The 12915-nt window shown below is 58.9% G+C and carries 11 protein-coding genes and 1 pseudogene; 4 read left to right on the forward strand and 8 right to left on the reverse strand.

Features of this window, described 5'->3' with window-relative positions; genetic code table 11:
* Window positions 1-198: 198 nt before the first annotated feature.
* The gene (rpsI, locus tag ACZZZP_RS18625; RefSeq protein ID WP_122452435.1) at window positions 199-591 is read right to left on the reverse strand and encodes a 30S ribosomal protein S9; all 393 of its coding nucleotides are present in this window, start codon (window positions 589-591) and stop codon (window positions 199-201) included.
* Between the two features lie 14 nt (window positions 592-605).
* Window positions 606-1034, reverse strand: coding sequence for a 50S ribosomal protein L13 (rplM, locus tag ACZZZP_RS18630; RefSeq protein ID WP_110616662.1), 429 nt, complete (start codon window positions 1032-1034; stop codon window positions 606-608).
* Between the two features lie 237 nt (window positions 1035-1271).
* Here rplM and ACZZZP_RS18635 point away from each other — a divergent pair.
* Window positions 1272-2310: pseudogene (locus ACZZZP_RS18635) on the forward strand (NADP(H)-dependent aldo-keto reductase).
* A gap of 60 nt (window positions 2311-2370) precedes the next feature.
* Here the strand turns inward: ACZZZP_RS18635 and ACZZZP_RS18640 are convergent.
* The gene (locus tag ACZZZP_RS18640) at window positions 2371-3507 is read right to left on the reverse strand and encodes an acyl-CoA dehydrogenase family protein (protein WP_122494297.1); all 1137 of its coding nucleotides are present in this window, start codon (window positions 3505-3507) and stop codon (window positions 2371-2373) included.
* 249 nt (window positions 3508-3756) lie between these two features.
* On the opposite strand from ACZZZP_RS18640, the gene ACZZZP_RS18645 reads away from it, so the two are divergent.
* Both ACZZZP_RS18645 and ACZZZP_RS18650 read left to right on the forward strand, forming a co-directional pair.
* The gene (locus ACZZZP_RS18645) at window positions 3757-4662 is read left to right on the forward strand and encodes a GlxA family transcriptional regulator (protein WP_463384749.1); all 906 of its coding nucleotides are present in this window, start codon (window positions 3757-3759) and stop codon (window positions 4660-4662) included.
* Window positions 4663-4735: 73 nt separating this feature from the next.
* Window positions 4736-5701: a hypothetical protein gene (locus tag ACZZZP_RS18650; protein ID WP_463536757.1), complete on the forward strand. Its 966-nt coding sequence runs from the start codon at window positions 4736-4738 to the stop codon at window positions 5699-5701.
* 221 nt (window positions 5702-5922) lie between these two features.
* Here ACZZZP_RS18650 and zapE read toward each other — a convergent pair whose 3' ends face one another.
* From zapE to ACZZZP_RS18665, 3 genes are all read right to left on the reverse strand, one after another.
* Entirely contained in the window at window positions 5923-7017 is a 1095-nt protein-coding gene (gene zapE / locus ACZZZP_RS18655) for a cell division protein ZapE (RefSeq protein ID WP_463383711.1), read from the reverse strand.
* A gap of 231 nt (window positions 7018-7248) precedes the next feature.
* Entirely contained in the window at window positions 7249-8598 is a 1350-nt protein-coding gene (locus ACZZZP_RS18660; RefSeq protein ID WP_463383712.1) for a tryptophan--tRNA ligase, read from the reverse strand.
* Between the two features lie 17 nt (window positions 8599-8615).
* Window positions 8616-9251, reverse strand: coding sequence for an alpha/beta fold hydrolase (locus tag ACZZZP_RS18665; protein ID WP_122494307.1), 636 nt, complete (start codon window positions 9249-9251; stop codon window positions 8616-8618).
* Between the two features lie 186 nt (window positions 9252-9437).
* Between ACZZZP_RS18665 and ACZZZP_RS18670 the strand changes: the two genes are divergently transcribed.
* The gene (locus ACZZZP_RS18670; RefSeq protein WP_122494309.1) at window positions 9438-9896 is read left to right on the forward strand and encodes a ZapG family protein; all 459 of its coding nucleotides are present in this window, start codon (window positions 9438-9440) and stop codon (window positions 9894-9896) included.
* Between the two features lie 130 nt (window positions 9897-10026).
* On the opposite strand, the gene cysN is transcribed toward ACZZZP_RS18670, so the two are convergent.
* Window positions 10027-11925: a sulfate adenylyltransferase subunit CysN gene (gene cysN / locus ACZZZP_RS18675; RefSeq protein ID WP_463383713.1), complete on the reverse strand. Its 1899-nt coding sequence runs from the start codon at window positions 11923-11925 to the stop codon at window positions 10027-10029.
* A gap of 1 nt (window position 11926) precedes the next feature.
* Window positions 11927-12844: a sulfate adenylyltransferase subunit CysD gene (cysD, locus tag ACZZZP_RS18680; RefSeq protein ID WP_463536758.1), complete on the reverse strand. Its 918-nt coding sequence runs from the start codon at window positions 12842-12844 to the stop codon at window positions 11927-11929.
* Between the last annotated feature and the right edge of the window lie 71 nt (window positions 12845-12915).

The following is a 12915-nucleotide window of genomic DNA, read 5'->3' on the forward strand; positions in this document are numbered from 1 at the left end:
ATTCAAGCCGCGCAAAAAATTTGCCAAATGGTAAAGAAAAGCCCCATTTCTGACAAGGCAATTACTGGATACAAAATGGCTGAAAGCCTTGCCGCACGTGGCATTTACCGGTGCGGCAAGTTGTCGCAATTAATACTCTCGCCCATAAAAAACGCCCAGTTCCTTTGGGAAACTGGGCGTCTTTGAACGAAGTGCGAATTAACGCTTCGAGTACTGCGGACGCTTGCGCGCTTTACGCAGACCGACTTTCTTACGTTCAACTTCACGAGCGTCACGAGTGACGAAACCAGCTTTGCGCAGAGCAGGACGCAGAGCTTCATCATAGTCCATCAGAGCACGAGTGATGCCGTGACGGATTGCGCCAGCCTGGCCGCTTACACCACCACCCAGAACGGTGACGTAGATGTCGAACTTTTCAACAGTCTCAGTCAGCTCCAGCGGCTGGCGAACTACCATGCGGGCAGTTTCGCGACCGAAGAAGTTTTCCAGGGTGCGGTTGTTGATGGAGATCTTGCCAGTGCCTGCACGCAGGAAAACGCGAGCGGTTGCAGTCTTGCGACGGCCAGTGCCGTAATTTTGAGTCGCCGACATAATGAACTATTCCGTTAAATCTTCAGTTCTTGGGGCTGCTGAGCAGTGTGTGGGTGAACAGCACCCTTGTACACTTTCAGCTTACGGTACATGTCGCGACCCAGCGGGTTCTTCGGCAGCATGCCTTTAACCGCGGTCTCGATCACACGCTCAGGCGCCTTGGCGATCAGCTTTTCAAAGTTGATCGACTTGATGCCACCCGGGAAACCGGAGTGAGAGTAGTACATCTTGTCAGTGGTCTTAGCACCGGTTACACGCACTTGCTCAGCGTTGATAACGACGATGTAGTCGCCAGTATCAACGTGCGGGGTGTATTCGGCTTTGTGCTTGCCACGCAGACGGCTAGCGATTTCTGTGGCCAGACGACCCAGAGTCTGACCTGCAGCGTCGACGACAAACCAGTCGCGCTTAACAGTTTCCGGTTTAGCAGTAAAAGTTTTCATTCTTTAATAGCCTCAGGGGCCGCCCTGAAAATAAGACGGCGGATCTTACTGAATAGTGCGCGCTTTGACAAGCAAAGGCAGCCAGAGACGGACGCTATCGGGGGCTCGGGTCATCACGTCCGTACGGCGGATTCAAGCAGGCTAGGCATCCCCTGCTGAAAACAGCTGCGGAATTATGCCGATTGCAGGAAAAATATCAACCTGATTTGATGGTCACTTTTGCACGAGGAGAAATTCATGCAGTTTCGTAAGCTCGGCCGCACCGACTTGAACGTCAGCGCTATCTGTCTGGGCACCATGACCTGGGGCGAGCAGAACACCCAGGAGCACGCTTTCGAGCAGATCGATATCGCCCGCGCCGCTGGCGTGAACTTCATCGACACCGCGGAAATGTACCCCGTCCCGCCACGCGCAGAGACGTACAGCCGCACCGAACAAATCATCGGCAACTACTTCAAAGCCCGCGGCAACCGTGGCGACTGGATTCTCGCCAGCAAGATCGCCGGCCCCGGCAATGGTATTTCTCACATCCGTGACGGCCAGCTGAAACACAACCGTGCGCACATCGTGGCCGCTGTTGACGCCAGCCTGAAGCGTCCTGCAAACCGACTACATCGACCTCTACCAACTGCACTGGCCTGAGCGCAGCACTAACTTTTTCGGCCAGCTCGGCTATCAACATAAAGATGAAGACTTCACGCCCATCGCCGAAATCCTTGAGGTGCTGGATGAGCAAGTGAAGGCCGGCAAGATCCGTCACATCGGTCTTTCCAACGAAACCCCGTGGGGCGCCATGAAGTTTCTGCAGCTCGCCGACCAATTGGGCCTGCCGCGTGCGGTGTCGATTCAGAACCCGTACAACCTGCTGAACCGCACGTTCGAAGTCGGCCTGGCTGAAGTGGCAATCAGAGAGCAATGCGGGCTGTTGGCCTACTCGCCTTTAGCCTTCGGCATGCTCTCCGGCAAATACGAAGGCGGCGCCCGACCGGCCAACGCGCGCATCAGTTTGTTCAGCCGCTTCACGCGGTACACCAACCCCCAGGCAGAAGCGGCGTGCTCGCGCTACGTCGCGCTGGCGCGTGAAAACGGCTTGGATCCTGCGCAGATGGCGCTGGCATTCGTGACAGCTCGCCCCTTCGTTACCAGCAACATCATCGGCGCGACCAGCAATGAACAGCTGCGCAGCAACCTGGGCAGCGCTGAACTCACGCTCAGCACCGAGTTGCTGGAACAGATCGACGCCATCCATAAAAGCCAGCCCAATCCGGCGCCTTAACAACGCGCGCAAAACGAAAAAGCCCGGCACTCAGCCGGGCTTTTCAGTTACACCAAGCACTCACAACGACCGCGAAATAATTTCCTTCATGATCTCGTTGGTGCCAGCGTAAATGCGCTGTACCCGCGCATCCGCCCACGAGCGCGCGACCGGGTATTCCCACATGTAGCCGTAACCGCCGTGCAACTGCACGCACTCATCCAGCACTTTGCATTGCAGGTCGGTCGTCCAGTATTTGCACATGGCGGCGGTAGGCACATCGAGCTTACCTTCCAGATGCTGCTCCAGGCAGCGGTCGACGAATACACGCCCCACCTGCACCTCTGTGGCAATTTCCGCCAGTTTGAAGCGCGTGTTCTGAAAGTCGCTGATCGCTTTGCCGAACGCTTTGCGCTCGCGGGTGTAATCCAGCGTCCACTTCAGGGCAGCTTCGGCATTAGCCAATGCGCCCAGCGCCACGGTCAGGCGCTCTTGCGGCAGCTCTTGCATAAGGTAGGCGAAGCCCATGCCGGCCTGGCCGAGCAGGTTTTCCTTGGGAATGCGTACGTCCTGGAAGAACAATTCGGACGTGTCCTGCGCCTTCATGCCGACCTTCTCCAAGCGCTTGCCCTTGGAAAAGCCCGGCGTCCCCGCTTCAACGAGGAAAAGACTGGTGCCCTTAGCGCCAGCTTTAGGATCGGTTTTGGCCACGACGATCACCAGATCGGCGAGAAAACCGTTGGTGATGAAGGTCTTCGAGCCATTAAGCACGTACTCATCGCCATCCAACACAGCGGTGGTTTTCACGCCTTGCAGGTCGGACCCGGCACCCGGCTCGGTCATGGCAATGGCGGTGACCATTTCGCCCGATACCAGCTTGGGCAGGTATTTGAGTTTCAGATGCTCAGAGCCGTAATGCAGGATGTAAGGCGCGACGATGTCCGAGTGCAGCGAGAAGCCGATGCCACTCAACCCAAGGCGACTGATTTCTTCGATGACCACAGTGCTGTAGAGGAAATCGGCCGCCATGCCGCCATATTCTTCCGGCAGATGGGAGCAGAGCATGCCGGCCTCGCCCGCCTTGTTCCAAAGCGCGCGGTCGATATGGCCGTCCTTTTCCCACTGATGATGGAAAGGCACGGCTTCCTGTTCGAGGAACTTGCGCACGCTGTCGCGAAACAGCTCATGGTCCGAGCTGAACAGGGTTCTTGGAATCATTGTTTTACCCACTGAATACGTCTGGAGCCGGGATTGGCATGGCGCCGACTGTAGGACAGTCAAACGTTCAGACGCACTGGACACATGCGACAAAAAATAAGACGATCCAGCCAGCCACTGACCACTATCCCCTAATAAGAATAAGCATCCATGCCAACCGCTCAGCCCAGCGCACTCAAACGCGTCGCCATACTGGCCATCGAAGGCGTGTTCGCCTCCACGCTTATGCAAGCCAAAGACTTCTTCCACATGGCCAGCCTGCGCTACGGCCGCCAACTGGGGCTGGGCCTCACGCCCGCTTTCGAAATCCATTTGGTAAGTCCTGATGGCCAGCCTGCGCGCAGCTTCAGCGATGTGGTGTTGCCGGTCGAAGGAGGCCTGGAGCCAGCCGACATCATCATCCTGCCGGCGTACTGGGGCGACTTCGACACATTGCACCAGCGCTACCCGCAAATTCTGACGTGGCTGCGCAAGCAGCACGCCGCTGGCAGCATGATCTGCGGCGAGGCCATGGGCGTGTTCTGGATGGCGCAGTCCGGCTTGCTGGACGGCAAAGAGGCTACGACCTACTGGCGTTTTTTCCGTGAGTTCAGCGAACGCTTCCCCAAGGTTCTGTTGAATCAGGAGAAACATCTTTCGGACGGCGATAATTTGTACTGTGCCGGCGGCACCACCTCGGCGTGCGATTTGTACCTGTATCTGATTGAACACTTCTGCGGCGCCAGCGTTGCCCAGGCCGTCGCCCGCGACATCCTTTACGAGGTGCAGCGCAACTACACGCCAGGCCGTATCGGCTTTGGCGGCCAGAAGCTGCATCAGGACGTGACCATTCTGCAAATTCAGCAATGGCTGGAAGAAAACTTCGCCGAGAAGTTTCGCTTTGAAGACGTGGCGCGCCAGCACGGCATGAGCATTCGCAACTTTATGCGCCGCTTTCAGACGGCAACCGGCGACAAGCCGCTGCACTACCTGCAACGGTTACGGATCGAAACAGCCAAGGGTTTGCTCAGCGCCACCCGCAAAAGCATCAAGACCATTAGCTACGAAGTGGGCTACGACGATGCCAGCTTCTTCGCGCGGTTGTTCCGTCAGCACACAGAATTGTCGCCCAACCAATATCGTCGCCAATTCCAGCAGAAGGACAGCCATTCCTAGGATGGGGGTTGGTCGCCCTGCCCTGCGACCTATGATCGGGCCTGTGAACCTCTAACAAAAACAGGTACTTGTCATGCGCTCGTTTATCTTTGCTCTGCTTACGCTGTGCAGCCTGGTGGCTGTGGCGGACGAACAATGGAAACCCTTTCCGTACGATCAAAGCGGCTTCGACTACTCCGGTGACAAGCTGCGGCAGGCCTGGCCGCAGCTGACCCGCGGCTTCGGCGACAACTATCCGTTCCCCGACGCGCAGTGGGTCATGAAGATGGCCACCAGCTACCCGAAAGCGCTGGAGATGACCGTAGCCGGCAACACCGGCTTTACCGGTAAGCCGGAAGACGCCGAGGTCTACGCGCAAAAACTACAAAACGTCTGGCGCCTGGTGTTCAAAGGCGATTTCGCCCAAGCCAAAAAAGAAGGCCTGGCCCTCGGCGTTGGCGGCCAGGTGCCGGCGATGTTTGCCCAAGTGGTGTACGCGATGTTCCTGGTACCGAATCAGGAAGAAAAGCACCGCTTACTTGAAGAAGTCATCGACTACACCGACAAGGCCGGCGAGCTGGTGCAAGCCGACACGGTCGCGCAGTTCGGCCGCGTGTATGCCAAGGCGCGACTCGGTGAAGAGCTGTCGGTGCCGGTCGTGCTCAAGCGCGGTTACACCAGCCAGATTCCGAAAGAGCTTGATGCGCTGCTGGCCAAGCAACCGGACCAACCATTCGCTCTGGCGCTATACGGCGGCTACGAAGCCGGCGTGATTCGCAAGGTTGGGAAAATGGTGGGGAAAATGACCTACGGCGTTAGTGCCGACAAAATGGAAACCTACTTCGCGCAATCGTTTAAGCAGGCTGACAATCTGCCCATCGGCCATTACGAATATGCCAACGCGCTTACCTACGTGTATGGCGATGACGAAGAAGCCAAGGCCGTTCAGCATCTGAAGCAGGCGGTCGCGCTAAAGCCCATCAATGCCATGGAGGCGTTGGAAGTGGCGCATGCCAAGGAATTGCTGAAAGAGCATGAGCAGAAGGTGGCGCAGAACTGATGCGGTTTGCGGGGCCGAACCCGACCTAAACACCGTCATCCCCAAGGCGGCGGTCGACGATTCGGGTTCCTGAGGTGCGCGGCGAGCACCACACCGTGTCCCATTCGAAATTCTGGATCCCGGCCTTCGCGGGGATGACCGAGTAAATGGCCAAAGCTCGCCTCTCAGCGCCCACAAAAAAGGCTGCCCTTGGGCAGCCTTTTTTTTCACGCTCGAATCCCTTACGGCTTATGCGCCCGCGACAGGAATTCGTGGGATTGCATTTCCAGCAACCGGCTCAAGGTGCGCTGGAATTCGAAGTTCAAACGGCCGCCGGTGTAAAGGTCTTTCAATTCGACGGCTGCGGAGATGATCAGCTTGACGTTGCGGTCGTAGAACTCGTCCACCAAGTTGATGAAGCGGCGCGCCAGGTCGTCTTCGTTGACGCCCATCTGCTCCACGTTGGAGATCAGAATCGCGTGGAAGATTTTTGCCAGTTCGATGTAGTCGTTCTGGCTGCGCGGGCCATCGCACAGTTCGCGGAATTCGAACCAGGCCACGTCGTCGCAGACTTTACGCGCCGTGATGCCGCGATTTTCGATCATCAGCACTTCGTTTTCCTGCGCCTTCACGCAGTCGGGCACCAGGCTGACGAAGCTTTTGTTCAGGCTGATTTCCGCGCCTTCGTTGAGCGGCCAGTAAAACAGCTCGGCTTGCTCAAGGGCGCGCAGACGGTAGTCGACGCCACTGTCGACGTTAACGATGACCGTGTGTTCTTTGAGCAGCGCAATGGCCGGCAGGAAGCGCGCGCGTTGCAGGCCGTCTTTGTACAAACCGTCGGGCACGATGTTGGAGGTGGCCACCAGGCTGACGCCGTTTTTGAACAGCTCTTCGAGCAGCGTCGCCAAAATCATCGCGTCGGTAATGTCCGAGACGAAGAATTCGTCGAAACAAATAACGCGCGTCTCGGCGGCGTAACGCTTGGCGATGGCTTGCAGCGGGTTTTTTTCACCGCTCAATGAGGTCAGGTCTTCGTGCACGCGCTTCATGAAACGGTGGAAGTGCGTACGGGTTTTTTCTTTGAAGGGCAGCGCTTCGAAGAAGGTGTCGACCAGGTAGGTTTTGCCGCGGCCAACGCCGCCCCAGAAGTACAAACCCTTGACCGGATCGTGGTTCTTTTTGCCCAGCAACTTGCCGAACAGGCCGGGCTTGTTTTCACCGGCGGCGATCAGGTCGTCGTAGAGGCGTTGCAGATGGCGCACCGCAGTTTCTTGCGCGGCGTCATGGAAGAAGTCGGGACGTTTGAGGTCCGCCTGGTATCGCTCGAGGGGCGTCATCGCGTAATGCTCTCAACTATTTACTAGCTCGCGACCGGGCCGAGTGATGGGCAGCGCGAGGCAGGTGATGGGCAGGTAACGAGTAAACAGTACCCAGGGTCTGCGTTTAGCCGACGCGCAGTGGCGCGCGTGGTGGGTCGAAACGCCCGAGACCGCAAAAACGGGGTCGTCACTTTAGCGGCGACCCCGTTGCTTGGCAATCGGCCAACCATGCCGGCCGGCCTTCGCGCGTTATTCCGGCTGTGGCGCCAGTGCTTCGCGCAGTTGGGCGACGGCCTGTTCACAGGCAGCGGCATCGGCGAATTGCGGGCTTTCGCCGACGGCTTGGTCGTCCAGCCAGACCGCAAAGCCGTTGCCGTTGACGCGCACGTCTAGCGGGCTGCCGTCCTGAAGACGCTTGCTCACCTGGCCGGCGGTCTTACCGTCGGCGAAGTGTTTGGACAGCAGCAATTGCTCGCCATCAGCGGCCAACAGGCGGAAGCGGAAGCTGCCGTCGTCTTCGCGGAAGCTGACAAAGCGCGCGCCTTTCGTGGCTTTCTTCTTGCTGGTTTGAGTGTTCTGCATGTCGCTGCGGAACGAACGCAGCCCCACCGCTTCGCGCAGCTCGCCGAGGAACGGGGTGGCAATTTTGCGAGCCTTGGCAGCGCCGGCCAGCAAGATATCTTCCAGATCAGCAGGCCGCTCAATCAGCGTGTTGTAGCGCTCGCGCGCCTCGCCCAGTTCGCTGTCGAGCAACTCGAACAAGCGCTGCTTGGCTTCGCCCCAGGCCAGACCGCCGAGCAGGTCGCTGCGGAATTCTTCTTGCTGCTGCGCAGTAGAGAAGGCCTGGTAGAGGGTGAACAGGTGCGAGTTGTCCGGATCCTTGGCTTCGCCCGGTGCACGGGAGTCGGTGACGATGGAAGACACCGCCGCCTTCAGTTGCTTGGGGCTGCTGAACAGCGGAATGGTGTTGTCGTAGCTCTTCGACATTTTGCGGCCATCAAGGCCGGGCAAGGTGGCGACGCTTTCTTCGATGAGCGCCTGTGGCATGACGAAGAACTCACGGCCTTTGCCAAATAAATGGTTGAAGCGTTGGCCGATATCACGGGCCATTTCCACGTGCTGAATCTGATCGCGCCCCACCGGAACCTGGTGCGCGTTGAACATCAGAATGTCCGCCGCCATCAGCACCGGGTAGCTGAACAGGCCCATGGTCACGCCGGCGTCCGGGTCTTCGCCTTGTTCGAGGTTTTTATCCACCGAGGCTTTGTAGGCGTGGGCGCGGTTGAGCAGCCCTTTGCCGGCCACACAGGTGAGCAGCCAGGTGAGTTCGGTGATTTCAGGGATGTCGGACTGGCGATAGAACGTCACGCGGTCGGTATCCAGACCAGCCGCCAACCAAGTGGCAGCAATTTCCAATCGCGAGCGCTGAATGCGCAGGGGTTCGTCGCATTTGATCAGGGCGTGGTAGTCGGCCAGAAAATAGAACGAGTCGGCGTCGGCGGCGCGGCTGGCGACAATGGCCGGGCGGATGGCGCCGGCATAGTTGCCCAAGTGCGGCGTGCCGGTGGTGGTGATACCGGTGAGGATACGAGTGGTCATGGCGATCGCTTATTCAGTCAGTTCGACAGGCGCGGCAGCAGCAGGTCTTTGAGATCCGTGAGTTTGCCGTGAAAAAAGTGCCCGCATTCTGCCACTTTCAGCAGCTCGTGGGGACGCTCAAGGTGGGCCGACCAGGCGAAAACGGTTTCCGGCGCGATGACTTCATCCTGCTCTGGCTGAATCAGCGTCAGGGCGCCGCGCTGGGCGATGGGGGTTTGCTCGTTCAGACGGCTGACGGCGGGGGCGACCATAAACAGTCGCTCGATATCCACGCCGCGCGCCTCCAGACGACCACTCAAACTGGCGGCAACGAAGCCGCCGAAAGAGAAGCCAAACAGGTTGAGTGGCAAGTCCGGTTGTTCGGCGAGCAGCCAGTTGGCGACGGCTTCGGCGTCGTCCACTTCGCCGCTGACCATCTCGCTTACGCCTTCGCTGGCGCCCACGCCGCGATAGTTGAAACGCAACGTGGCAAAGCCGGCATCGCGGGCGGTGCGCTGCAAGGTCGACACCACTTTGTTAAGCATGGTGCCGCCCTGCACCGGATTGGGGTGGCAGATCAGCGCCAGGCCACGGGCTTCGGGCAGGTCGAGGTAAAGCGCTTCAAGTTGCCCGGTGGGCCCTTCAATAAACAGAGAGACTTCGCGAACTGACAACGGCGGAACTCCGTGACCCGAGATAGGGTCGACACGTCTTGGGAAAGATCTCGTTGGATAAGATCCAGTGATTAGCAACCTGCGGACGCCTGCAAGCGACGCCCGCCCCTTCAGGACCGCGCCGCGCTATACAGCGCCGGTGTGAGCCGTTAACGTAAAGCAAAGCCGTTTATAGAGGAAGGACTCGTGGAACAGACCCTATTGGCCTGGTTACTCCCGGCACTCGCCCTGCTCGCAGGTGTGACCATCGGTTTTCTGGTGGCCCGCCTGGTTCCCAGCGCCGCACCGAGCCGTACCCAACGGCAACTGGACGAAATTCAAGAGCGCTTCGATAGCTACCAGAGCGAAGTGGTCACCCATTTCAACACCACCGCCAGCCTGGTGAAAAAGCTCACCCAGAGTTACCAGGAAGTGCAGGAGCACTTGTCCGAAGGCGCTAATCGCCTGGCCTTGGACGAACTCACCCGTCAGCGTTTGCTGGCCGCCTTGCACGATGAAAAACCGGGCAGTCGCGAGCGTTTGACCCCGCCGCGTGATTCCGAAGTGCCCCGCGACTACGCGCCGAAAAGTGCCGATGCACCGGGCATGCTCGACGCGACCTTTGGCTTGAAAAAGCCGCCGGTGAGCGACACCTCGCCGCGCTAATTCGCAGACAACAAAAAGCCCCGCCTATGCGGGGCTTTTTGTTTGAGGCTTGGAAGATCAAAAGCTCGAGGCTGAAGCCTCTCCCACAGAGGATTGCGATCTGTGGGAGCGGCTTCAGCCGCGATGCTTTTTAGATAGCCCCACGACTACGCAACAGATCCAGCACCAGCTTCACGCCCTCTTCCACCGACACGCTCTGGGTGTCGACCACCAGGTCGGCATTCAGCGGAATGTCGTATGGGAAGGATTCGCCCGGAATGTTGTCGCCGCCTGCTGCGTACAGCCCTTGCGGGTCGCGCTCGGCACACACTTGCGGCGAGGCCTGAACGTACACGGTGAGCAAACGCTGATTGCCAATCAGGGCCTTGGCCTGTTCACGACCTTCGGCATCCGGCGCCACGAACGCAGCCAGGGTGATCAAGCCAGCTTCGTTGAACTGACGCGCCACGTGCGCGGCACGACGCCAGTTCTCGGTACGCCCGGCACGGTCTTGCGGCAGGCCTTTGTTCAGGTCGTGACGCAGGTTCTGACCGTCGAGCACATAAACCGCACGGCCCATGTCGAAAAGCTTGCGCTCCACGGCGTAGGCCAGTGTGCTTTTGCCCGCGCCCGACAGGCCGCTGAACAGCACGGTGGCCGGCTGCTGACCGAAGCGCGCGGCGCGCTCTTCAGTAGCCACGTGAGCGAGCTTGCCGTGCACGCCGCCTGCCTGACCGCCAACCGGCGCGGCGATGATCATGCCCGCGCCAACGGTGCCGTTGGTGAGGCGGTCGACCACGATAAACGAGCCAGTGGTGCGGTTGCGGTCGTAGCCGTCCAGAGCAATGGAGGCGTCGAGGCTGACCTTGACCTTGGCGATTTCGTTCAGCTGCAACGCGCTCGCGGCGCCCTCTTCCAGCGTGTTCACGTCGACCTTGTGAAGGATGCTGGCAATCGAGCCCGGCACGTAGCTGGTGGCGCGTTTGATGTCGTATTTCTTGCCCGGCAGCATGGGTTCTTCAGCCATCCATACCAGCATGGCTTCGAAGCTGTCGGTCACTTGCGGCTTGCTGTCGGCATGCACCAGCAGGTCGCCACGGGAAATGTCGATTTCATCTTCCATGGTCAAGGTGATGGCTTGGCCTGGGCCGGCGCTTTCCAGTTCACCTTCAAAGGTGACGATGGATTTCACGCGGCTGCTCTTGCCCGACGGCAACACCACAACCTCATCGCCTTTGTGCACGATGCCGCTGGCCAGGGTGCCGGCGAAGCCACGGAAGTTCAGGTTCGGACGGTTGACGTACTGCACCGGGAAACGCATGTCGGTGAAGTTGCGGTCGGCGGAAATTTCGACGGTTTCGAGAATTTCCATCAGCGTCTGGCCGCTGTACCAAGGCGAGCGGTCGCTGTGGTTAACCACGTTGTCGCCCTTCAAGGCGGACATCGGCACGAAGTGAATCGAGGTCGGCTTCAGCGACACCTTGGCCGCGAAGTCGAGGTAGTCGGCTTTGATCGATTCGAACACGCCTTCGTCGAACCCTTTGAGGTCCATCTTGTTGATGGCCACGACGATGTGCTTGATACCCAGCAGTGAGGCGATATAGCTGTGGCGACGGGTTTGCGTCTGCACGCCGTAACGGGCGTCAACCAGAATGATCGCCAGGTCACAGGTGGATGCACCGGTGGCCATGTTGCGGGTGTACTGCTCATGGCCGGGGGTGTCGGCGATGATGAATTTGCGCTTGGCGGTGGAGAAATAGCGGTACGCCACGTCGATGGTGATGCCTTGCTCGCGCTCGGCTTGCAGGCCGTCTACCAGCAGCGCCAGGTCGATGTCTTCACCGGTGGTGCCGACCTTTTTTGAGTCGCGGGTGATGGCTTCGAGGTGGTCTTCGTAAATCATTTTCGAGTCGTGCAGCAGGCGCCCGATCAGGGTGCTTTTGCCGTCATCGACGTTGCCGCAGGTGAGGAAGCGCAGCATTTCCTTGCGCTCGTGCTGCGCCAGGTAGGCGAGGATGTCCTCGCTGATCAAATCGGATTGGTGCGACATATTAAAAGTACCCCTGACGTTTCTTGTCTTCCATCGAACCGGCCTGGTCATGGTCGATAACACGACCCTGACGCTCGGAGGTTCTGGTCAGGAGCATTTCCTGAATGATGTCGGTCAAGCTGGTAGCGGTGGACTCCACCGCGCCAGTCAGTGGGTAGCAGCCGAGGGTGCGGAACCGCACCATCTTCTTGTGAATGCTGGCTTTCTGTTCAGGCGACAGGTGCTCGAGGATGCGGTCGTCGTCGATCATGATCAGCGTGCCGTTCATTTCGATCACGTCGCGTTCGGCCGCGAAGTACAACGGAACAATCGGAATGCCTTCGAGGTAGATGTACTGCCAGATGTCCAGCTCGGTCCAGTTGGAGAGCGGGAACACGCGGATCGACTCGCCTTTATTGACCTTGCCGTTGTACACGTTCCACAGCTCAGGGCGCTGGTTCTTGGGATCCCAGCGGTGCTTGCTGTCGCGGAACGAATACACGCGCTCTTTGGCGCGCGACTTTTCTTCGTCGCGGCGCGCGCCACCGAAAGCGGCGTCAAAGCCGTGCTTGTCGAGCGCCTGCTTAAGGCCCTCGGTTTTCATGATGTCGGTGTGCTTGGCGCTGCCGTGGGTGAACGGGTTGATGTTCTGCGCCACGCCGTCCGGGTTGATGTGGGTGATCAGGTCCAGACCCAGATCGGCCACCATCTTGTCGCGGAACGAATACATCTCCTGGAATTTCCAGCGTGTATCCACGTGCATGACCGGGAACGGCAACTTGCCTGGGAAAAACGCTTTGCGGGCGAGGTGCAACATGACCGCGGAATCTTTACCGATGGAGTACAGCATCACCGGGTTATCGAACTCGGCGGCGACCTCGCGGATGATGTGGATGCTTTCCGCCTCCAACTGCTTCAGATGCGTCAATTTATCGAGCATGGCTACTCACGGCTTTCTCACGAAGAGAGCGTTATTGGACGGCCTACGGGCCGTGGACGAGGGCGGCACTT

It is taken from the genome of Pseudomonas sp. AC211 (assembly GCF_979258055.1).

Bases quoted from the DNA above. Each gene is read 5' to 3' on its own strand.
- ACZZZP_RS18660 (WP_463383712.1), bottom strand. From the start codon at position 8,598: ATGACCACTCGTATCCTCACCGGTATCACCACCACCGGCACGCCGCAC.
- cysN (WP_463383713.1), bottom strand. From the start codon at position 11,925: ATGTCGCACCAATCCGATTTGATCAGCGAGGACATCCTCGCCTACCTG.
- ACZZZP_RS18650 (WP_463536757.1), top strand. From the start codon at position 4,736: ATGCGCTCGTTTATCTTTGCTCTGCTTACGCTGTGCAGCCTGGTGGCT.
- rpsI (WP_122452435.1), bottom strand. From the start codon at position 591: ATGTCGGCGACTCAAAATTACGGCACTGGCCGTCGCAAGACTGCAACC.
- ACZZZP_RS18645 (WP_463384749.1), top strand. From the start codon at position 3,757: ATGGCCAGCCTGCGCTACGGCCGCCAACTGGGGCTGGGCCTCACGCCC.
- zapE (WP_463383711.1), bottom strand. From the start codon at position 7,017: ATGACGCCCCTCGAGCGATACCAGGCGGACCTCAAACGTCCCGACTTC.
- ACZZZP_RS18640 (WP_122494297.1), bottom strand. From the start codon at position 3,507: ATGATTCCAAGAACCCTGTTCAGCTCGGACCATGAGCTGTTTCGCGAC.
- cysD (WP_463536758.1), bottom strand. From the start codon at position 12,844: ATGCTCGATAAATTGACGCATCTGAAGCAGTTGGAGGCGGAAAGCATC.
- rplM (WP_110616662.1), bottom strand. From the start codon at position 1,034: ATGAAAACTTTTACTGCTAAACCGGAAACTGTTAAGCGCGACTGGTTT.